Origin of the sequence: Flavobacterium sp., assembly GCF_965284515.1 — a bacterium.
Taxonomy (GTDB): Bacteria; Bacteroidota; Bacteroidia; order Flavobacteriales; family Flavobacteriaceae; genus Flavobacterium.
Genome location: NZ_OZ260089.1, coordinates 1,615,280 through 1,638,436, shown reverse-complemented (window position 1 = coordinate 1,638,436; position 23,157 = coordinate 1,615,280). Strand labels below are relative to the sequence as shown.

Genomic DNA, 23,157 nt, shown 5'->3' with positions numbered 1-23,157 from the left:
ATGAACAGAAGAAATTTTTTGCAACTAACTGCAACAGGAACTAGTGGCTTATTGCTTTTACCAAACTTTTTAACTGCACAAAATTTAATGTTTGGTGATGAAATAAACTCGGATAACATATTGGTATTTATTCAACTAAATGGTGGAAATGATGGTTTAAATACTTTTATCCCATTTGGTAATCCTTTGTATTATGAAAATAGACCAAAAATAGCTGTATCAAAAGATAAAATTATCAATGCAATAAAAGGAATGGGTTTTCATCCTGCATTAAAGGATTTTGCAAGTATTTCGCAAGAGGGTAATCTGTCAATTATTCAAAATGTGGGTTATCCAAATCCCAATCGTTCGCATTTTAGAAGTCAAGAAATTTGGCAAACCGCTTCAGACAGCAATCAATTTTTAGATTATGGTTGGTTGGGTAGGTTTTTGGATATTCAATGTAAAGATGAAGATTTACCTTCCTTAAACATTGATTCAATAGACAATTTAGCTTTAAAAACACAATCTGCCAATAATATAACGATTAAAGATTTTAATAAAATTGTACGATATAATACAGAGGAGAGCGAACTCAAATTATCAGACAACCCTCAATTAGATTTTGTAAGAAAATTGCAATACGCATCGAACGATGGTATGGATTTGATAAACAAAGCCTTACAAAAATCACAAAAATTTAATGAGAATTACGCTACTAATCCTTTGTCCAAAAATTTAGAATGGATAGCCAAATTAATTAAAGGCGAATTAAGCTCAAAGATTTATTACACTTCACTTAATGGATTTGATACACATAACAACCAAATACAAACCCATCAAAAACAACTGACGATATTAAATGATGCTGTTTTTTCGTTTTACAATGATATGAAAATAAACAACTTACTAAATAGAGTAACAATGGTAGTGTTTTCAGAATTTGGGAGAAGAGTAAAAGAAAATGGCACAGGAACAGACCACGGTACTGCGGGTCCAATGATAATAATCGGAGGAAATAACAAAGGAAAAATAATTGGGAAAAATCCTGATTTAAGTAAATTAGACAACGGCGATTTAATTTTTGAAAATGATTTTAGAAGTGTTTATGCAACTTTACTAAAAGAAAAATTCAACTTTAATCCAAAATTAATTAATATAAAAAATACAATAATTGAAGGTGTTTTTTAATATACCTTCTGCTAACAAGGTATTGCCAAAAGCGGGGCTGAAGTTTTTCTATTGAACTTTTTGCTATATTTGAACATTGGTATTTCTATTGAAGTTGGGTGCTAAAAAACCCCGCCTTCGGCAATACCCGACCGTTACAAGTAACTTTATGAAAATTGAAACGGAAATTTTAGCAAAAACTTTAACAAAAAATACAGAAAATCTGTATCGAAGTTAACTAACAAGCTATCTATTTTTGCAAATAAATGAATAAAGGAAACTTCAAAACGTTATCGGCTGATTATTTACTAAACTTTGATTTAAAGTAAGCATTAAAAGAAACGGTTAGAATTCTAACAAATCGAATTTACTTTTAGCGGGAAAAATTAGCCGAACAGAAACCCAAAAAAATAGTAGGCAGTTATGTAAAAATTTATACAAATGAAAAAAAAAATTTATTAGGTTTAACTCTTATATTTACAATAATATCAATTCTCTCATGTTCAGAAGAATCAACAATTAAACAAAATATTGACAACACTAAAGATAATATTACAGACAGAACTGAATTTGAAAATGGCAGTTATGAAAAACTTTCTTTTAAAAGCAATGAATTTTTAGAATCAAAAGTTTGGCTAGATAACTATAGTTTCTTCAAGAAGAAATTTTCTTGTAATGAATTATATAATGTTATGTCTAATATAGATAATAAAACGTATATAGGGCTTGATTTATCAATTGAAGGCAGTAATATAGAAGGGTATAAAGTTAAAAATTATGTGATAATTCATAAATTATCAAACAATAAAAAGTTCATATATCTTCAAAGAGATATTGTTAAAAATAATTCACAAATTGTTCAATTTATAGATATTACTACTGGCGATGTAATGGAATACTTTCTTTATAACTGCACTGAAAATGATTATTTAAATTATCAAAGTAAAGTTGATGCAAGTAGCGGAGGTGGTGGACCTAGACATGTATGTTACAAATCGTTCAATTCTTGTTATAATACAACTAAAGCAGGTTTAATTCAAAGCCCTATTGATGAAGTAATGTGCGATTGGTTACCTTGTGCAACTATGGCGTATTCAGTTTGCGCTCTAGCATATGTTGACGGCTATATTGCAACGGCAAGTGATTTTAATCCAGGTGATTGTACAAAAATAATTTAACTATTAATTTATGAAAAAATCTAAATATTTTTTATACATTGGTATACTGTTTTTTCTTTTTTCATGTATTCTTTTATTTTTAAAAGGATATGATATTGCTCAGGAAGAAAATTACCCAATTAAGCAATTTCTATTAATTTCATCAACTATCATTTATATATTATCAATTATTATATATATAATAATGAGATTTGTTTTTAGAAAATAAATAAATTTTAAACAGCAACTCTCAATATTGAGAGTTGCTGTTTTTTTTTATCAAATTATACTATTTTTTATTAAAAATTTAACATATAAATCTTTTTGTAGTTACTTTTAAAATGTGTAAAAAACTACGCACAACAGCCGTTTGTAGCAATTGCTAGGCTTGGCTTGTGTTCGGAATTTTGCTTCGCCAATTCGCACTTCGTGCTCGAGTCTCCGAAAATTCTATGAGGAGTTTTGTACTTGTAATCTTTTGTTATAAATTTACGCAACTGCCACAAGCGGCAACACGTTATAAGAATACTTTTTCTTAAACCTATGAAAACTAAAAACCCTATTGAAATCATTCCGTTTTCAATTGAATTAAGCAGCTATGTTAAAGCGCTTAATTATGAATGGTTAGAAAAGTATTTTAAAGTTGAAAAAGGCGATGTTATTTCGCTTTCCAATCCACAAAAAGAAATAATAGACAAAGGTGGTTTTATTTATTTCGCCAAAAGAAATTCTGAAATTATAGGAACGATTTCGCTTTTAAAAAAATCAGATACGGTTTTTGAATTAGGAAAAATGGCAGTTACAGAAAAAGTACAAGGTTTGGGTATTGGTAAACTATTAGTAGAACATTGTTTAACTATTGCAAAAGAAAAGAATATAGAAAAGCTTATTCTATATTCTAATACCAAATTAGCTTCTGCTATTCATTTATATAGAAAATACGGCTTTACTGAAATTGAACTAGAATCTGGTTTATACGAAAGAGCCAATATTAAAATGAAAAAGTTGATTTAGAATAAAAATTTATTGTTTATCAATAAATTTTTATTATTTTTGACGTATAATTTAAATCTAATCGATTATGTCAAAAACAAACAACTTCGTTTTTAAAGCTTTAACAATTGTAGCTTGGGTTATTTTTGTTGGTCTGTGTATTGAAGCAGGAGGCTTAATAGTTAACTTTATTTTCAGCATTTACAATCCACAATTTGTCCATAATTTGTATCAAAAACTAGATTTAAGTGAAATGTATGAAAGTAGTAAATGGGCATTTTATAGTATGTACAGTTTTATATTAGTAATTTCAATTTTAAAAGCGGTTTTATTTTATAAAGTAATTCTTCTTGTAACTAAAATTGATTTATCAAAACCGTTCAACAATTTCGCCTCAAAACAAATTTTACAAATTAGTTATTACACGCTTTCAATTGGATTCATAAGTCATATTGCGAAACAATCAGCTAAAAATTTAATGCATCATGGTTTTGTTACTAATAACTTAAATGTCTTTTGGGCAGATAGTGAAGCATTTATTTTAATGGCAGCAATAATCTACATAATTGCTCAAATTTTTAAGAAAGGAATTGAAATTCAAAACGAAAACGAACTAACTATATAAGTATGGCAATTATCGTAAACCTGGATGTAATGATGGCAAAACGAAAAATGTCGTTAAATGAACTATCAGAAAAAGTAGAACTTACATTATCAAACCTTTCCATTTTAAAAACCGGAAAAGCAAAAGCTATACGATTCAGTACGCTAGAAGCTATTTGTAAAGCGTTAGATTGTCAGCCTGGAGATATATTGGAATTTGAAGAATAAGTTGAATTATAAATAAAAGTTAATAGCTTATAAAACTTTGCTTATTTGAATGAAATTTCGTAAATTGAAGTATTATTAATTAAACACTTAAAATTATATGTTAGTACAAATTAACACAGATAAAAATATTGAAGGTTACAGCAGGATGAACGATTTCTTCTCTGGAGAAATAAAAAAAGAGTTAGATCGTTTTGATAGTAAAGTTACTCGAGTTGAAGTACACTTAGGTGATGAAAATAGTGATAAATTTGGCACAAATGATAAACGTTGTCTTATTGAAGTAAGAGTAGAAGGTAAAAATCCAATAGCTGTTACAACACATTCTAACACTATTGAAAAAGCTTTTTATGAAGGTGTTGTTAAGATTAAGCGCTCTTTAGACAATACACTAGAAAAAATGCGCGGGCATTAATTTCTATTTGGTATGAAAATAGAAACATTTGAAAAAAATGTCATTTTTAATGATACAATTACCACAAACGTAATATTAGAAACTCCCTTCTCAAAAGAGATAAGGATTTTATTAAAATGCGGACAAATTATGAAGGAACATAAAGCACCTTTTCCTATTATTGTACATGTTTTAAAAGGCGAAATAGATTTTGGTGTTTTAGGCGAAGTCAATAGACTACAAAAAGGGGCCATTATAGCATTAGAAGAGAACATTTCTCATGATTTAAAAGCATTAAAAGATAGTGTGGTTAGATTATCTCTTTCAAAAGGTGATAATGTAGCTCGAGTAGAAAAAGCGGCTAATATCTAAAATAATATTATAAATTTTATAAAAAAACGGGAACTATAATAGCTCCCGTTTTTTTTTAGAACCACTGTTACACTATATTTGGTTTTTGTATCTTCGCCAAATATTCGAACTTTATTTTGCAGGTTGTAATGAACCCACTAAATGCCGCTTCAGAAAACTAAATAAATAAATTATGTCAGTTCAAATTTGTACTTGCGAAGGTTTAAATCCTAAATGTGAAAAATGCCATGGCAGTGGTTATATGAATACCAAAGAAACTAAGCCTAAGGTAAAACCTAAAACGAATACAAAACCTTCCCTTAAAGATGAACCATCAATTTCAAGTGATGCAAATAACTTACATCGAAAAGAAATTCAAAATATTGCTGATAAAATTATTGCAACATTAGATTTGAAATCCGTTCAGCAAATGCGAATGCTTCATTCTATTCCTTTTAACACGACAACTTTTCGAAGAGATTTTAGAGATAAGTTTGTGAGTTTTGGAATTATGGAAACAGAAAAACGTGCTTTAAGAAATGAACTTAATACACTTGCAGAAGAGTTGACAAAAAATAAATTCCCAAGCCATTTTAAGTTCAATCATATATTATCTGATATTGACATTGATGTAACATCAAACCGACAACTTAAAACCTTATTAAGGCAATATAAAAAGTTGAAAAAGTAAAAAAAAGGACAATCTAAAGATTGTCCTTTTTTTATTTAAATTCTGAAACAAGTTTAAAATGATAGTTATTTATTTCAAACTCGCTAAACTTTGCTCAATGGTAGCAATTTTTGCTAAAGCATCAGCTTCTTTATTACGCTCATTTGCAATAACTTGTTCTGGTGCACCAGCTACAAATTTTTCATTATTTAATTTACCTTGTACTGAACGCAAGAAACCTTGTGTGTATTTCAATTCTGCTTCTAATTTTTCAATCTCAGCAGCTACATCAATATTTCCAGCTATTGGAATAAAATATTCGTTAGACTTTACTCTGTAAGTTAATGTTCCATCAACAGCTTCGGTAACATATTCTAAACTTTCAACATTTCCTAACTTAAGAATAACAGCATCAAAAGTAGTAGCTACTTTTTCGTTGTTAATTACTTTTAAATCGATAACATCTTTAAACGAAATATTCTTTTCTTTACGAATGGTTCTAATTCCAGAAATAACTTCAGCTGCAAAATCAAACTCAGGAATTAAACTTGCATTTGTATCTTTCATGGTTGGCCATTCTGAAACAATTAAAGCTTCTTCTGGAGTTCTTTCTGCAATGTATTGCCAAATTTCCTCTGTTAAGAAAGGCATAAATGGATGCAATAATTTTAAGTTTGCTTCTAATAATTCAATCGCTTTATCAAAAGTTGCTCTATCAATTGGTTGTTGGTATGCAGGCTTGATAATTTCTAATAACCAAGAACAAAAATCATCCCAAACCAATTTGTAAATACTCATTAAAGCATCAGACAATCTATATTTATCAAAATTATCTTCAATTTCAACTAACGTTTGTTGTAATTTAGCTTCATACCAATCAATTGCTATTTTAGACGCTTCTGGTTGAACAATATCAGCAACTTCCCAACCTTTTATTAATCTAAAGGCATTCCAAATTTTATTGGCAAAAGCTTTTCCGTTATTACATAATTCTTCGTCGAACATGATGTCGTTTCCAGCTGAAGCACTTAAAAGTAAACCAACACGAACACCATCAGCTCCAAATTTTTCAATCAATTCTAATGGATCAGGAGAATTACCTAATGATTTTGACATCTTACGACGTTGTTTATCACGAACTAATCCTGTTAAATATACATTATTAAATGGCTTTTTATCTGTGTATTCATAACCTGCAATAATCATACGAGCAACCCAGAAAAATAAAATGTCCGGACCAGTTACTAAGTCATTTGTAGGGTAATAGTATTTAAAATCTTCACTTTCTGGATCTAAAATTCCGCCAAAAACAGCCATTGGCCATAGCCAAGAAGAAAACCATGTGTCTAATGCATCCGCATCTTGATTTAAATCAGCTTTTCTTAAAGATGAATTTCCAGTTCTTTCTTTAGCCAATACTAAAGCATCATCAATGTTTTCTGCAACTACGAAATCTTCTTTTCCATCGCCATAGAAATAAGCAGGAATTTGTTGTCCCCACCATAGTTGACGCGAAATGTTCCAATCTCTAATATTTTCTAACCAATGACGGTATGTATTATTAAATTTACTTGGATATAATTTGATTTCTTCATCTTCTAAAACCGCTTTTATAGCAGGTTTTACTAATTCTTCCATTTTTAAGAACCATTGATCTGATAACCTTGGCTCGATAACTGCCTTAGTTCTTTCAGAAGTTCCTACTTTATTCATGTGAATTTCAGTTTTCACTAAAACGCCACTTGCTTCTAGTTCTGCAGCAACATTTTCACGAGCTACAAAACGATCTTGACCTTCAAATTGTAACCCAAAACTATTTAACGAAGCATCTTCATTAAAGATATCGATGATTTCAAGATTGTGCTTGTTCCCTAATTCTTTATCGTTCACATCGTGAGCTGGAGTTACTTTTAAACAACCTGTTCCAAATTCGATATCAACATATTCATCTTCTATAATAGGAATTATTCTATTACAAATTGGAACAATTGCTTTTTTACCTTTTAAATGGGTGAAACGCTCATCATTTGGATTAATACAAATGGCAGTATCTCCAAAAATAGTTTCCGGACGTGTTGTAGCAATCGTTAAAACATCGTTTGAACCTTCAACTTTATAATTGATATAATATAGTTTTCCTTGACGTTCTTCATGAATTACTTCCTCATCAGACAAAGTTGTTTTTGCTTCTGGATCCCAATTCACCATTCGGTAACCACGATAAATCATTCCTTTATTATACAAATCCACAAAAGATTTAATTACAGAAGCTGACATGTCTTCATCCATAGTGAACTTGGTTCTGTCCCAATCACATGAACATCCTAATTGCTTAAGTTGCTCTAAAATAGTTCCACCGTATTTGTCAGTCCAATCGTAAGCATGTTTTAAGAATTCTTCACGCGTTAAATCGGCTTTGTTAATGCCTTCCGATTTAAGTTTTGCTACAACTTTTGCTTCTGTTGCAATTGAAGCATGGTCGGTTCCAGGAACCCAACAAGCATTAAATCCTTTTAAACGCGCACGTCGAATTAAAACATCTTGAATGGTATTGTTCAACATATGTCCCATGTGCAAGACTCCTGTCACGTTTGGTGGAGGAATTACAATTGTATAAGGAGTTCTGTTGTCTGGCTTTGAATGAAAATACTTGTTTTTCATCCAGTAATCGTACCATTTTTGTTCTACTTCTTTTGGATTAAACTGAGCTGGAATTGACATTATAGAATTTATTTATTCGATTATTAGTATTAAAAAATAAAGTTTGGTATTGTTTTTGTACTTTATAGAATGCAAAAGTAACGATATAAGCTAAAATAAAAAAGCGTTTATATATTTGTTCTTTGTGATAAAGTGATTAAATTTACACAAACCTATTAATTTAAAAAATGATGAAAAAATTACTTGGATTAATTACCGTTTTAGTTGTTAGTTTTGGCTCTTATGCTCAAAGCGGTGCCAAAATAGAATTTAAAGAAGAAACCATTAACTATGGTGAAGTGGTAAAAGGTGAAGACGATGGAATTCGTGTTTTTGAATTTACAAATACTGGAGATGCTCCTTTAATTATTACAAATGTTAAGTCAAGCTGTGGATGTACAGTTCCTAGTAAACCAAAAGAACCTATTTTACCTGGAAAGTCAGAAAAAATTACAGTTCAATACAATATGAATCCTGGTCCTATAAGCAAAACAATTACTGTAGAAAGTAATGCTGTTAATAAACCTAATGGTGTTGTGCCATTAAGAATTAAAGGTACAGTAATTGTAAAAGAAGTTCTTAGTCCACTAGAAAAGAAAAAGAGTTTTCCTCAATCATAATAATAAAAAATCCCGATTAGATCGGGATTTTTTATTTATAATATTTTTTCAAGTTGAAATTTGAACTTTAAAATTTGTCCATCGCGATCAACTTCAATTATGATGGTTCTACCCTCTTCAGATTGAAATAAATCAGTAATTTTCTGAATAGTATAAGCATAATCTTTTTTACCGTTTATACTCAAAATTTTATCACCTTCTTTAATACCAACTCTCATAGCTGGAGAATTATTTCTAACAGAATAAATTTCAAAAACTGGTTTTAATTGATACTTATAATTAAATTTTGCATTTGAATTATCAAAAATAAATTCATTAGCATTAATAGTATTAGATGCACTATTTGACCTTATTTCTTCTTTAATCCATTGAATTCCATAATGCTGAACCTCTATACCAGACATGTTATAGTTAAAAGGATCATTAAAATATTTATTAGGCTTAAAATAAATTGACTCATTAACGTAATCAATAAACCAATCAAAACGTTTTATAACTTCACCTCCAAGAGAACCGTTCCTACCTTCGATAATATTCAATTGACTATAAGAAGATTCATCTGGAAAAGAAACTAATGCATCTTTTAAAATAAATTCAGAAACTAATAATTTTTTTACTCGAGATTTTTTTCCAACAACATCACCTCCTAATCCTCTTCCTAAAACATCGTTAATTGACTTTCCTGAACATTTTAAAGAATCATTCTCAAAAAGCCATAAACCATCACCTAATCCAGAATCCAATAGCAATGTAACATCATGATTAAATTCACCAATGTTTGTTTGTAATTTTATATAAGGTTTGTTATCTATCAACCTTAATTGTTCATTTTTGAATTTTTTGAGTCTTCTTTGAGTAATAGTTGAAATTGACTTATGTAAAATTACACGTTTCCTTTGATAATTTAATTCAACAACATAATCTTTAAAAAAACTATAACCTATAATACCATTAATCGGAATACCAAGTTTATTGATGATACTTATGTTTTCATCAGTAATCAGCAATAATTCAAAATTAGAATCTAAATAGTTTTTTACTTTTAATTTATTATTACTCGAAACAAGTCCTTCTATTAAATCACCTTTACCAAAACCATTAATCTTAATTTTTTTCGTGTTAAAGAATTCGATGGTATCGTTTTCTGGGAAACTAAACAATAAATTCTTATCTGACCCTGTATCCAATAACATTGACAATTTAACATTATTAATCTCTACATCAATAATTATTAAGTTATTTGAAAGCTCAAATGGAATAACAATTCTATCCTTTTTCGAATTCCATTCAACTTGAGAAAACAATGAATGAAATGAAAAAAGCATAAAAAAAATCATTTTTAAATATTGAAATTTCATAAGTGCACTTTATATAAATGTAAGAAAATAATGAGAATAAATAAAACGAAACGTGAATTAATATGATTTAACTTTTAGAATTCTAAAATTAATTGCAATTTTGCTAACCAAAAAACAAATAAAATGCCAAAAATATCTCAAAAAGGTACTCAAATGCCTGAATCACCAATTAGAAAATTGGTTCCTTATGCAGAAATCGCAAAGAAAAAAGGAAATAAAGTATACCATTTAAACATTGGTCAACCTGATATTAAGACGCCTCAAGTTGCTTTGGATGCTGTTAAAAATGCAAAATTAGAAGTTCTAGAATATTCTCATTCAGCAGGATTTGAAAGTTATAGAGACAAGCTTTCTCAATATTATAAGAATCAAAATTTACCAATCGATTCTCAAAACATTATAATTACAACTGGTGGGTCTGAAGCTTTATTATTTGCTCTTGGAAGCACTATGGATACAGATGATGAAATTATTATTCCTGAGCCTTTTTATGCAAATTACAATGGCTTTTCTGTTGCTTCTGGTGTAAAAGTAGTTCCGGTAATTTCAACAATTGAAACTGGTTTTGCATTACCTCCTATAGAAGATTTTGAAAAATTAATTACTTCTAAAACAAAAGCTATCTTAATATGTAATCCAGGAAATCCAACTGGGTATTTATATTCTGAAGCAGAAATAAATCAATTGGCTGAAATTGTCAAAAAACATGACTTATTTTTAATTGCTGATGAAGTATATAGAGAATTCACTTATGACGGTTACAAACATTTTTCAGTTATGAATGTGCCTGGATTAGAAAACCATGCAATTATGATTGATTCTGTATCTAAAAGATTCAGTATGTGTGGAGCAAGAATTGGGTGTATTGTTTCAAAAAACAAGGACTTAATGGCTGCAGCAATGAAATTTGCACAAGCAAGGTTAAGTCCACCAACTTATGCTCAAATTGCTAGTGAAGCTGCATTAGAAACTCCACAAAGTTATTTTGACGAGGTAATTACAGAATATAAAGAAAGAAGGGATATATTAATTTCTGAATTAGAAAAAATTGAAGGTGTTCAGGTAGCTACACCAAAAGGGGCATTTTATTGTATTGCAAAACTTCCTATTGCAAGTGCAAATGATTTTGCTCAGTGGCTTCTTGAGTCTTATGATTTAAATGGCGAAACAGTAATGGTTGCTCCAGCAGCTGGTTTCTATTCTTCTCCAAATGTGGGACTAGATGAAGTACGAATTGCTTATGTTTTAAAGAAAGAAGATTTAATTCGCTCAGTTGAAATATTAAAAGAAGCATTAAAAACTTATCGTCAATTTTAAAATTAATTTATCTAATTATAAATAAAAAAGCAGTACCAATGGTACTGCTTTTTTATTTATAGTGTTTTTTGTTTTATCTAATTAATGAGAAGTGAGCTCTAAATACTTTTTGTTGCCCTGCTTCTTCAAACTCAACTGTAAACCAGTAATCTGTTGATGGTAATTGTTGATTATTAAACGTTCCATCCCATCCTTGACCAGTCGTACTAATTTGCTTAATTAATTTACCATATCTATCAAAGATGTATAGTTTAGCTCCCGGCTGATTTTGTAATCCAATAATATTCCAGTAGTCGTTATAACCATCTCCATTTGGAGTAAAGTATTTTGGATAATCAATAACCATTACCTCTTCTGTTAAGTAAGTACAACCCTGTGTATCTACAACTGTAATTACATGCATTCCAGGACTTACTCCTGTAAAGATATTTGAGCTTTGTAATGCCTCATCGTCTATTTGATACATTATTGTTCCATTTCCATCTGGTACATTTACAACTATTGTAGCATTATCTGTAAATGCGTTTGTAACTGTATATGTAAAACTTGTTGCTGGATTCGTCGCATTCACTGTTCCAAACACTTCTAATGAACTACATCCTGTTGCGATATTTGTAGCAATCACTGAATATGATCCAGCTGCTGTTGCCTCATAACTTGTTGATGTAGCTCCAGGAATAATAACTCCCTCATAATACCAAACAAACGTATGAGTTGAATTACTCAATCCTGTATGGAAATAATACGTTTGGAAAACATTTCCTGTTGATAATTCAACACAAATAACTCCATCTTCTAATACTGGTAATGGTAATGGATTTACATACACTCTAATTACAATAGGCGTTCCTGAACATCCATTTAAAGTTGGTGTTATGGTATAATCTACATAACCTTGAGAGTTTGAAATAGTCTCTAATTGTTGTGCTATTGGTGCTCCTGCTGTAATTGTTCCTCCTGTTGCGCCTATAACTCCAACTGCACTGACTGTATAATCAAATACTGTAGCTGGATCCATTGCCGAAACATTAATATTAGTGAACTCTCCACTACAAATTGGTAAATGAGTCGGTGTTCCTAATATCTCTGGTGTTGGATTAACTGTAACTATAACATCAACTGGTGTACCAGAACATCCATTTAAAACTGGAGTAATTGTATATGTAGCTGTACCAGAGCTAATCAAACTAGTTGTTACCAATGTTTGCTGAATACTTGTTCCTGTTCCTGATGTAGCTCCTGTAACTCCTGACTGAACAACTGTCCAATTGAATACTGTTCCAGATATTGAACCACTAAAAGAAATATTAGTTGACGTACCTGAACATATTGTTTCTGATGTTGGTGTAACAACAACATCAGGTATAGGATTGATATTAACCCTTACCTCTATTGGGTCTCCTGAACATCCATTTGCAGTAGCTATTACTGTATAAACTACTTCTCCAACTAAATCAGATGTAGTAGTCAATATTTGATTGATTGATGTACCTGTACCATTTGTTGATCCACTTACATTTGTTCCTACTGCATTCCAACTGAAGGTTGCTCCTGGAACATTACTAGTTAAAACAATATCTGTAGATGAACCCGAACAAATACTCGGAAGATTATTTGTAATTATAACTGTTGGACGTGGTGTGATTGTGATAGTTGTAGAAACAATACTCGACACACACGGTCCTGAAGCTGGAATTTCATAATTAACAGTATACGAATTAGGTGTACTCAATGAAGGGTTTATTTCACCTGTAGCAGAATTAATAGATAATCCAGCTGGTATTGAAGAATAAACTCCTCCAGTATAGTTACCAGTTCCTGAAATAATAACATTTACAGAAGTATTTGAAACACAGTATTCAGGTTGTGCATAACTAATTGTTGCTGTTGGTGGTTCAGAAACACTAATTGTTCCAACTGTACTTACAGTTCCACAACCTCCTGTTAAAGTAACTGTGTAATTAAAAGGTGAACCAACTGATGTAGTAGGTGTTCCTGATATAGTAACTACATTACCTGACCAACTTCCTGTAACTCCCGCAGGTAAACCTGTAATAGTAGCTCCTGTTGCTCCGGTAGTAGCATACGTAATGTTTGTAAGCGCTGTATTTACACAAATTGTCTGTCCATCTGTTCCAATTGCTGAACTTAATGAAATAGTATTATCTGGTGTAACTGTGATTGTTCCTACTTCACTTACAGTTCCACAACCTCCTGTTAAAGTAATTGTGTAATTAAAAGGTGAACCAACTGATGTAGTAGGTGTTCCTGATATAGTAACTACATTACCTGACCAACTTCCTGTAACTCCCGCAGGTAAACCTGTAATAGTAGCTCCTGTTGCTCCGGTAGTAGCATATGTAATATTTGTAAGTGCTGTATTTACACAAATTGTCTGTCCATCTGTTCCAATTGCTGAACTTAATGCAATTGTATTATCTGGTGTAACTGTGATTGTTCCTACTTCACTTACAGTTCCACAACCTCCTGTTAAAGTAACTGTGTAATTAAAAGGTGAACCAACTGATGTAGTAGGTGTTCCTGATATAGTAACTACATTACCTGACCAACTTCCTGTAACTCCCGCAGGTAAACCTGTAATAGTAGCTCCTGTTGCTCCGGTAGTAGCATACGTAATGTTTGTAAGCGCTGTATTTACACAGATTGTCTGTCCATCTGTTCCAATTGCTGAACTTAATGCAATTGTATTATCTGGTGTAACTGTGATTGTTCCTACTTCACTTACAGTTCCACAACCTCCTGTTAAAGTAATTGTGTAATTAAAAGGTGAACCAACTGATGTAGTAGGTGTTCCTGATATAGTAACTACATTACCTGACCAACTTCCTGTAACTCCCGCAGGTAAACCTGTAATAGTAGCTCCTGTTGCTCCGGTAGTAGCATATGTAATGTTTGTTAGTGCTGTATTTACACAAATTGTCTGTCCATCTGTTCCAATTGCTGAACTTAATGAAATAGTATTATCTGGTGTAACTGTGATTGTTCCAACTGTACTTACAGTTCCACAACCTCCTGTTAAAGTAACTGTGTAATTAAAAGGTGAACCAACTGATGTAGTAGGTGTTCCTGATATAGTAACTACATTACCTGACCAACTTCCTGTAACTCCCGCAGGTAAACCTGTAATAGTAGCTCCTGTTGCTCCGGTAGTAGCATATGTAATATTTGTAAGTGCTGTATTTACACAAATTGTCTGTCCATCTGTTCCAATTGCTGAACTTAATGCAATTGTATTATCTGGTGTAACTGTGATTGTTCCTACTTCACTTACAGTTCCACAACCTCCTGTTAAAGTAACTGTGTAATTAAAAGGTGAACCAACTGATGTAGTAGGTGTTCCTGATATAGTAACTACATTACCTGACCAACTTCCTGTAACTCCCGCAGGTAAACCTGTGATAGTAGCTCCCGTTGCTCCGGTAGTAGCATACGTAATGTTTGTAAGCGCTGTATTTACACAAATTGTCTGTCCATCTGTTCCAATTGCTGAACTTAATGCAATTGTATTATCTGGTGTAACTGTGATTGTTCCTACTTCACTTACAGTTCCACAACCTCCTGTTAAAGTAATTGTGTAATTAAAAGGTGAACCAACTGATGTAGTAGGTGTTCCTGATATAGTAACTACATTACCTGACCAACTTCCTGTAACTCCCGCAGGTAAACCTGTAATAGTAGCTCCTGTTGCTCCGGTAGTAGCATATGTAATATTTGTAAGTGCTGTATTTACACAAATTGTCTGTCCATCTGTTCCAATTGCTGAACTTAATGCAATTGTATTATCTGGTGTAACTGTGATTGTTCCTACTTCACTTACAGTTCCACAACCTCCTGTTAAAGTAACTGTGTAATTAAAAGGTGAACCAACTGATGTAGTAGGTGTTCCTGATATAGTAACTACATTACCTGACCAACTTCCTGTAACTCCCGCAGGTAAACCTGTAATAGTAGCTCCTGTTGCTCCGGTAGTAGCATACGTAATGTTTGTAAGCGCTGTATTTACACAAATTGTCTGTCCATCTGTTCCAATTGCTGAACTTAATGAAATAGTATTATCTGGTGTAACTGTGATTGTTCCTACTGTACTTACAGTTCCACAACCTCCTGTTAAAGTAACTGTGTAATTAAAAGGTGAACCAACTGATGTAGTAGGTGTTCCTGATATAGTAACTACATTACCTGACCAACTTCCTGTAACTCCCGCAGGTAAACCTGTAATAGTAGCTCCTGTTGCTCCGGTAGTAGCATACGTAATGTTTGTAAGCGCTGTATTTACACAAATTGTCTGTCCATCTGTTCCAATTGCTGAACTTAATGAAATAGTATTATCTGGTGTAACTGTGATTGTTCCTACTTCACTTACAGTTCCACAACCTCCTGTTAAAGTAATTGTGTAATTAAAAGGTGAACCAACTGATGTAGTAGGTGTTCCTGATATAGTAACAACATTACCTGACCAACTTCCTGTAACTCCCGCAGGTAAACCTGTAATAGTAGCTCCCGTTGCTCCGGTAGTAGCATATGTAATGTTTGTAAGTGCTGTATTTACACAAATTGTCTGTCCATCTGTTCCAATTGCTGAACTTAATGTGATCGAATTATTTAAAACCACACCAATTGTTCCAACTGTACTTACAGTTCCACAACCTCCTGTTAAAGTAACTGTGTAATTAAAAGGTGAACCAACTGATGTAGTAGGTGTTCCTGATATAGTAACTACATTACCTGACCAACTTCCTGTAACTCCCGCAGGTAAACCTGTGATAGTAGCTCCCGTTGCTCCGGTAGTAGCATATGTAATGTTTGTAAGTGCTGTATTTACACAGATTGATTGTGAATCAGTACCAACTGCAGAAGTTAATGAAATAGTATTATCTGGTGTAACTGTGATTGTTCCAACTGTACTTACAGTTCCACAACCTCCTGTTAAAGTAATTGTGTAATTAAAAGGTGAACCAACTGATGTAGTAGGTGTTCCTGATATAGTAACTACATTACCTGACCAACTTCCTGTAACTCCCGCAGGTAAACCTGTAATAGTAGCTCCTGTTGCTCCGGTAGTAGCATATGTAATGTTTGTAAGTGCTGTATTTACACAGATTGTCTGTCCATCTGTTCCGATTGCTGAACTTAATGAAATAGTATTATCTGGTGTAACTGTGATTGTTCCAACTGTACTTACAGTTCCACAACCTCCTGTTAAAGTAACTGTGTAATTAAAAGGTGAACCAACTGATGTAGTAGGTGTTCCTGATATAGTAACAACATTACCTGACCAACTTCCTGTAACTCCCGCAGGTAAACCTGTAATAGTAGCTCCCGTTGCTCCGGTAGTAGCATATGTAATGTTTGTAAGTGCTGTATTTACACAAATTGTCTGTCCATCTGTTCCAATTGCTGAACTTAATGCAATTGTATTATCTGGTGTAACTGTGATTGTTCCTACTTCACTTACAGTTCCACAACCTCCTGTTAAAGTAATTGTGTAATTAAAAGGTGAACCAACTGATGTAGTAGGTGTTCCTGATATAGTAACTACATTACCTGACCAACTTCCTGTAACTCCCGCAGGTAAACCTGTAATAGTAGCTCCTGTTGCTCCGGTAGTAGCATACGTAATGTTTGTAAGCGCTGTATTTACACAGATTGTCTGTCCATCTGTTCCGATTGCTGAACTTAATGCAATTGTATTATCTGGTGTAACTGTGATTGTTCCTACTTCACTTACAGTTCCACAACCTCCTGTTAAAGTAATTGTGTAATTAAAAGGTGAACCAACTGATGTAGTAGGTGTTCCTGATATAGTAACTACATTACCTGACCAACTTCCTGTAACTCCCGCAGGTAAACCTGTAATAGTAGCTCCTGTTGCTCCGGTAGTAGCATATGTAATATTTGTAAGTGCTGTATTTACACAAATTGTCTGTCCATCTGTTCCAATTGTTGAACTTAATGTGATCGAATTATTTAAAACCACACCAATTGTTCCAACTGTACTTACAGTTCCACAACCTCCTGTTAAAGTAACTGTGTAATTAAAAGGTGAACCAACTGATGTAGTAGGTGTTCCTGATATAGTAACTACATTACCTGACCAACTTCCTGTAACTCCCGCAGGTAAACCTGTGATAGTAGCTCCCGTTGCTCCGGTAGTAGCATATGTAATGTTTGTAAGTGCTGTATTTACACAGATTGATTGTGAATCAGTACCAACTGCAGAAGTTAATGAAATAGTATTATCTGGTGTAACTGTGATTGTTCCAACTGTACTTACAGTTCCACAACCTCCTGTTAAAGTAATTGTGTAATTAAAAGGTGAACCAACTGATGTAGTAGGTGTTCCTGATATAGTAACTACATTACCTGACCAACTTCCTGTAACTCCCGCAGGTAAACCTGTAATAGTAGCTCCTGTTGCTCCGGTAGTAGCATATGTAATGTTTGTAAGTGTTGTATTTACACAAATTGTCTGTCCATCTGTTCCAATTGCTGAACTTAATGCAATTGTATTATCTGGTGTAACTGTGATTGTTCCAACTGTACTTACAGTTCCACAACCTCCTGTTAAAGTAATTGTGTAATTAAAAGGTGAACCAACTGATGTAGTAGGTGTTCCTGATATAGTAACTACATTACCTGACCAACTTCCTGTAACTCCCGCAGGTAAACCTGTGATAGTAGCTCCCGTTGCTCCGGTAGTATCATATAAAATAGTATTAAGAACATTATTAACACAGATTGTCTGTGCATCTGTTCCTGCAGCTGAACTTAAGTTAATTGTATTATTAGATATTACTCCAATTCTACCAATAATACTTACAGTTCCACAACCTCCTGTTAAAGTAACTGTGTAATTAAAAGGTGAACCAACTGATGTAGTAGGTGTTCCTGATATAGTAACTACATTACCTGACCAACTTCCTGTAACTCCCGCAGGTAAACCTGTGATAGTAGCTCCCGTTGCTCCGGTAGTAGCATATGTAATGTTTGTTAGTGCTGTATTCTCACAAACTGTCTGTGCATCTGTTCCAATTGCTGAACTTAATGCAATTGTATTGTCTGGTGTAACTGTGATTGTTCCAACTGTACTTACAGTTCCACAACCTCCTGTTAAAGTAATTGTGTAATTAAAAGGTGAACCAACTGATGTAGTAGGTGTTCCTGATATAGTAACTACATTACCTGACCAACTTCCTGTAACTCCCGCAGGTAAACCTGTTATAGTAGCTCCCGTTGCTCCGGTAGTAGCATATGTAATGTTTGTAAGTGCTGTATTTACACAAATTGTCTGTCCATCTGTTCCAATTGCTGAACTTAATGCAATTGTATTATCTGGTGTAACTGTGATTGTTCCTACTTCACTTACAGTTCCACAACCTCCTGTTAAAGTAATTGTGTAATTAAAAGGTGAACCAACTGATGTAGTAGGTGTTCCTGATATAGTAACTACATTACCTGACCAACTTCCTGTAACTCCCGCAGGTAAACCTGTAATAGTAGCTCCTGTTGCTCCGGTAGTAGCATATGTAATGTTTGTTAGTGCTGTATTTACACAAATTGTCTGTCCATCTGTTCCTATTGCTGAACTTAATGCAATTGTATTATCTGGTGTAACTGTGATTGTTCCAACTGTACTTACAGTTCCACAACCTCCTGTTAAAGTAACTGTGTAATTAAAAGGTGAACCAACTGATGTAGTAGGTGTTCCTGATATAGTAACTACATTACCTGACCAACTTCCTGTAACTCCCGCAGGTAAACCTGTAATAGTAGCTCCCGTTGCTCCGGTAGTAGCATATGTAATGTTTGTAAGTGCTGTATTTACACAGATTGTCTGTCCATCAGTACCAACTGCTGAACTTAATGCAATTGTATTATCTGGTGTAACTGTGATTGTTCCAACTTCACTTACAGTTCCACAACCTCCTGTTAAAGTAACTGTGTAATTAAAAGGTGAACCAACTGATGTAGTAGGTGTTCCTGATATAGTAACTACATTACCTGACCAACTTCCTGTAACTCCCGCAGGTAAACCTGTAATAGTAGCTCCTGTTGCTCCGGTAGTAGCATACGTAATGTTTGTAAGCGCTGTATTTACACAAATTGTCTGTCCATCTGTTCCAATTGCTGAACTTAATGCAATTGTATTATCTGGTGTAACTGTGATTGTACCCATAACAGAAGTATCTGTACAGCCTCCAGAAGTAGTCAAAGTATAATTAAAAACACCTGAAGCCGATGGAGAACCACTAATTGTATAAACTCCTCCTGAAAAACTTCCAGTAACTCCTGCAGGAAAAGCACCCGCTGATAATGTTACATTAGTTGCCGCAGGAGACCCAGGTACTAAAGTATAAACAATATTAGTTAACGGAGTATTAATACATATGGTTTGAGAATCCGAACTAACCGCCGATGATAAAGGTAAAGCTGGTGGAATACAAGCATTAGCATTACATGTTAGTACTGAGAAAGTAAAACAAGTACCAGCACCACCAACAGGAGTTAAAGTGATTTGAACTGAATCTCCAGCAGTCAAAGAATTAATTGTATATGAAGTAACATTTCCTATGTTAGTGGTTGGAGTAGCTGCACCACCATTAATGGTATAAGAAACTGTATAACTTGTAGCTCCAGAAACAGCTGCCCATGTAAACTGAACTGATGTAGTTGTAGATGCTCCACAATTAATTGTTGGCATTAGAATTGGATTAACCGTAATTGTACCAACTGTACTAACAGTTCCACAACCTCCTGTTAAGGTAACTGTGTAATTAAATGGAGAACCAACAGTAGTAGTAGGTGTTCCTGATATAGTAACAACATTACCTGACCAACTTCCAGTAACTCCTGCAGGTAAACCTGTAATAGTTGCTCCCGTTGCTCCAGTAGTAGCATATGTAATGTTTGTTAGTGATGAATTAACACATATTGATTGAGCGTCAGTTCCAACTGCAGAAGTTAATGAAATAGTATTCGTTGGATTTACAGTTACTGTAGTAGCATTTGAAATAGTAACACTACATCCAGGTGGTGTAAATGTATATTGAACACCATCAACCCATACAATACCATTTGCTCTAGTAATAACAATAGTGTTTGTAGCTACAGTTGTAACTACATTAATTCTTTGAAGTACATCATTTGGTCCAGCATTAAAAGTACCAATACCTGCAGTTCCATCAGAAATATTAACATTTCCTTGATTATTATCTCTAGCAATACTAAGAGTAACCGTTGTACCAGCAGGCACAGTATGTTGCAATGTGATTGTAAGAGTTGAATTCGTATTGTCTACAGAAGCACAATTTGCAGCATTAGCAGCAGCACCTAGGGCAGATATACCCCCTGTTGAATTTGCTGGAATATTACCCCCAGTTGCACTAAGACCATTACCAACAACTGGAGTTGCAGTAGAGGTAATTAAACTAGTAGTTAAAGTTGTATTAGCTGTTACAGAAGGTACAACAACTGTTGCAGTTCCTGCACCATTTAAAACAACATTTTGAGAAGCTCCACCATCAATATCATAAGTTACTGTTGAATTTGGGGTACCTTGAAGGTAAAACTCAGCATTTGAATTTTCACAAATTGGAGAATTACTAGTTAAACTAGTAAAAACCGGACCAGGGTTAACAACAATGGTTCCATTTAGCGAAAGATTTGGAGTACATCCAACAGTAGTAACAGTATAATTAAATGTTCCTGTAGCTGAAGGAGTTCCAGAAATAGTAACATTTGTTCCTACTATACTGGCTGTTACTCCTGCAGGTAATCCTGTAACATTTACACTTGAAGCACTACCACCAAAGCTGTATGCAATATTATTAATTGCATTTCCTAAACACAAAGTCTGATTAGTTGTTGCTGCTGCCGAAGTAAGAGTCAAATTACAAGGACAAGTTACATCAACAACTACATCTCTATCATATTGACAACCATATTCATCTGTTACAGTAAATGTATAAGTATACATTCCAACAGTAGGAAAAGGTCCTAAATTAATATCATTAGACAATTCATTACCAACACATGGGCCTGGCGCCGGACAAGAAGGTCCAGGGTTATTAACTACAACACTAGTGGTTGTTTGAGCAGGAATAACAGGACCAGCTCCTGAGTGGCTCCATGTAGCAGTAACTAAATCTGGAGTTTCCGATAATAAATTTGCATAACAAGCAGCTGGAAAAGTCAATGACCAATTGGATAAAACTCCGTCATCAGAGCTAATATTATCAGTAACTCTTAATGTCCAAACTCCATTTAAAGCAGCACCATTTAAAGTTGTAAAAGGATTTGTTGATGTATATGTTTGAGGTATATAATATGACCCACCTGTTTCACATACTCCAGTATAAGCACACGCTCCATTAACAGTTGGAGGACCTGCAGTAGTACTTCCAACAGCCGTCCATGAAGCACCTCCTGTATTTACAACAGTATAAGTAGCTGGACAACCAGCTACGCCATCAGTAGCTCCATTAGAACATAAACCAAAATGACCAGGAATAGTAGGTGCATGCTGATCGAAAAGTAAAACAGTTTCTCCTGTTGGAGAAATTAATGATATATCTAAATCACCTGTATATGAATGCTCTATATCAAATGAAATTGTTGGATAACAACCAGCTGTCATAGTAGCACCCGGAGGAAACAATCCTGAAAAGTCTAAAGTAGAGTTATAACTTGACCCTGAACCATCTGGCAAATTTACCGGTCCTGAAATTACAGCAGGAGTGGCTTGAACAATTGTCTGGGAAAGTGCCTGACCATTTAGTGTTACAGAATTACCACAAGTTACAGGAATTGGCGTACCTGAAGTCCCCGTAAAGAGAGGTTCAGGCATAACCCTAATGGTTCTTGTGACGGAATTTGAACTTAAACAACCGAGTGGATCAGTTGCAAAATTATTATTTCGAACTCTTAATCTGACTAAATAAAGACCTCCTGTTGTAGGGAAAGTATGAGTTGTTGTTGGTGTAGCAGTGATATTATTAGTACCATCTCCCCAATCCCACTCATATCTAACTAACGAACCACTTGGTGTAGTTGAGTTTGACGCATCAAAAGCAACAGTAGTTGAACCTGGATTCAATGAATTTGAAGAACAAATATCAACAGTTGAAGCTGTTACTAAAGCTGCAGTTGGCGGCACACATGGTGTAACACATGAAATTGTTGCTGTCCAACCTGCATATTGAAAACTTGCATCTGAAGTAAACCTAAATGAAATACATCCATCAGGACTGATAGAAGTTACTACAAAAGGAGCTAAAGTCCCACAAAATCTATCAGCTTGTGTGCCAACTGGCCCAGCTGCATTTGCATGCCACATATCTAGATAATCATAACAAGTAGCACCAATTGATTCTGTATCAAAAGCAGTAAATGAAATTCTAATTTTATCTGTTGGAACAGTAGGACAAAAAGTTATTGTACTGTTTTGCGAAGCACCATAGTTACCAGCTCCATCTCTAAAAGTTCCTGAGCATGTTACATTTGTACCATTTGCCCCATTGGGCATATTATAAGTTTGACTGTATATTGAAAAATCGCATAATAAAACAATACCTAAAACTAATAAGTAAATTTTCTTCAT

The 23,157-nt window shown here is 33.5% G+C and carries 13 protein-coding genes; 10 read left to right on the top strand and 3 right to left on the bottom strand.

The annotated features are described in order from the left end of the window. The 8 genes from ACQ65T_RS07540 (at window position 1) to ACQ65T_RS07505 (ending at window position 5,563) form a co-directional block, all read left to right on the top strand. Window positions 1-1,170 (top strand): DUF1501 domain-containing protein, encoded by a 1,170-nt coding sequence (locus tag ACQ65T_RS07540; protein ID WP_430400472.1) that lies wholly within the window; start codon window positions 1-3, stop codon window positions 1,168-1,170. 671 nt (window positions 1,171-1,841) lie between these two features. After that, a complete protein-coding gene (locus ACQ65T_RS07535; RefSeq protein ID WP_430400471.1) occupies window positions 1,842-2,327 on the top strand; it encodes a hypothetical protein in 486 nt (161 codons plus the stop codon). A 522-nt stretch (window positions 2,328-2,849) separates the two neighbouring features. Then, window positions 2,850-3,320, top strand: coding sequence for a GNAT family N-acetyltransferase (locus ACQ65T_RS07530; protein ID WP_430400470.1), 471 nt, complete (start codon window positions 2,850-2,852; stop codon window positions 3,318-3,320). 67 nt (window positions 3,321-3,387) lie between these two features. Continuing rightward, the gene (locus ACQ65T_RS07525) at window positions 3,388-3,924 is read left to right on the top strand and encodes a DUF2975 domain-containing protein (RefSeq protein WP_430400469.1); all 537 of its coding nucleotides are present in this window, start codon (window positions 3,388-3,390) and stop codon (window positions 3,922-3,924) included. Window positions 3,925-3,926: 2 nt separating this feature from the next. Next, a complete protein-coding gene (locus ACQ65T_RS07520) occupies window positions 3,927-4,130 on the top strand; it encodes a helix-turn-helix domain-containing protein (RefSeq protein WP_430400468.1) in 204 nt (67 codons plus the stop codon). A 97-nt stretch (window positions 4,131-4,227) separates the two neighbouring features. Next, the gene (locus tag ACQ65T_RS07515) at window positions 4,228-4,542 is read left to right on the top strand and encodes an HPF/RaiA family ribosome-associated protein (protein ID WP_430400467.1); all 315 of its coding nucleotides are present in this window, start codon (window positions 4,228-4,230) and stop codon (window positions 4,540-4,542) included. Window positions 4,543-4,554: 12 nt separating this feature from the next. Beyond that, window positions 4,555-4,893, top strand: coding sequence for a cupin (locus ACQ65T_RS07510; protein WP_430400466.1), 339 nt, complete (start codon window positions 4,555-4,557; stop codon window positions 4,891-4,893). Window positions 4,894-5,065: 172 nt separating this feature from the next. Continuing rightward, the gene (locus tag ACQ65T_RS07505; protein ID WP_430400465.1) at window positions 5,066-5,563 is read left to right on the top strand and encodes a hypothetical protein; all 498 of its coding nucleotides are present in this window, start codon (window positions 5,066-5,068) and stop codon (window positions 5,561-5,563) included. 69 nt (window positions 5,564-5,632) lie between these two features. On the opposite strand, the gene ACQ65T_RS07500 is transcribed toward ACQ65T_RS07505, so the two are convergent. Next, the gene (locus tag ACQ65T_RS07500; RefSeq protein WP_430400464.1) at window positions 5,633-8,263 is read right to left on the bottom strand and encodes a valine--tRNA ligase; all 2,631 of its coding nucleotides are present in this window, start codon (window positions 8,261-8,263) and stop codon (window positions 5,633-5,635) included. Between the two features lie 170 nt (window positions 8,264-8,433). Here ACQ65T_RS07500 and ACQ65T_RS07495 point away from each other — a divergent pair, with 170 nt between their 5' ends. Then, on the top strand, window positions 8,434-8,862 hold the full coding sequence (locus tag ACQ65T_RS07495) for a DUF1573 domain-containing protein (protein WP_430401340.1): 429 nt from the start codon (window positions 8,434-8,436) through the stop codon (window positions 8,860-8,862). A gap of 35 nt (window positions 8,863-8,897) precedes the next feature. Here ACQ65T_RS07495 and ACQ65T_RS07490 read toward each other — a convergent pair whose 3' ends face one another. After that, on the bottom strand, window positions 8,898-10,220 hold the full coding sequence (locus ACQ65T_RS07490; protein WP_430400463.1) for a PDZ domain-containing protein: 1,323 nt from the start codon (window positions 10,218-10,220) through the stop codon (window positions 8,898-8,900). Window positions 10,221-10,343: 123 nt separating this feature from the next. On the opposite strand from ACQ65T_RS07490, the gene ACQ65T_RS07485 reads away from it, so the two are divergent. Then, a complete protein-coding gene (locus tag ACQ65T_RS07485; RefSeq protein WP_430400462.1) occupies window positions 10,344-11,537 on the top strand; it encodes a pyridoxal phosphate-dependent aminotransferase in 1,194 nt (397 codons plus the stop codon). Window positions 11,538-11,610: 73 nt separating this feature from the next. Here ACQ65T_RS07485 and ACQ65T_RS07480 read toward each other — a convergent pair whose 3' ends face one another. Then, on the bottom strand, window positions 11,611-23,157 hold the full coding sequence (locus ACQ65T_RS07480; protein WP_430400461.1) for a T9SS type B sorting domain-containing protein: 11,547 nt from the start codon (window positions 23,155-23,157) through the stop codon (window positions 11,611-11,613).

Coding starts and splice junctions, on each gene's coding strand:
- ACQ65T_RS07540 (WP_430400472.1), top strand. CDS start 1: ATGAACAGAAGAAATTTTTTGCAACTAACTGCAACAGGAACTAGTGGC.
- ACQ65T_RS07535 (WP_430400471.1), top strand. CDS start 1,842: ATGTCTAATATAGATAATAAAACGTATATAGGGCTTGATTTATCAATT.
- ACQ65T_RS07530 (WP_430400470.1), top strand. CDS start 2,850: ATGAAAACTAAAAACCCTATTGAAATCATTCCGTTTTCAATTGAATTA.
- ACQ65T_RS07525 (WP_430400469.1), top strand. CDS start 3,388: ATGTCAAAAACAAACAACTTCGTTTTTAAAGCTTTAACAATTGTAGCT.
- ACQ65T_RS07520 (WP_430400468.1), top strand. CDS start 3,927: ATGGCAATTATCGTAAACCTGGATGTAATGATGGCAAAACGAAAAATG.
- ACQ65T_RS07515 (WP_430400467.1), top strand. CDS start 4,228: ATGTTAGTACAAATTAACACAGATAAAAATATTGAAGGTTACAGCAGG.
- ACQ65T_RS07510 (WP_430400466.1), top strand. CDS start 4,555: ATGAAAATAGAAACATTTGAAAAAAATGTCATTTTTAATGATACAATT.
- ACQ65T_RS07505 (WP_430400465.1), top strand. CDS start 5,066: ATGTCAGTTCAAATTTGTACTTGCGAAGGTTTAAATCCTAAATGTGAA.
- ACQ65T_RS07500 (WP_430400464.1), bottom strand. CDS start 8,263: ATGTCAATTCCAGCTCAGTTTAATCCAAAAGAAGTAGAACAAAAATGG.
- ACQ65T_RS07495 (WP_430401340.1), top strand. CDS start 8,434: ATGAAAAAATTACTTGGATTAATTACCGTTTTAGTTGTTAGTTTTGGC.
- ACQ65T_RS07490 (WP_430400463.1), bottom strand. CDS start 10,220: ATGAAATTTCAATATTTAAAAATGATTTTTTTTATGCTTTTTTCATTT.
- ACQ65T_RS07485 (WP_430400462.1), top strand. CDS start 10,344: ATGCCAAAAATATCTCAAAAAGGTACTCAAATGCCTGAATCACCAATT.
- ACQ65T_RS07480 (WP_430400461.1), bottom strand. CDS start 23,157: ATGAAGAAAATTTACTTATTAGTTTTAGGTATTGTTTTATTATGCGAT.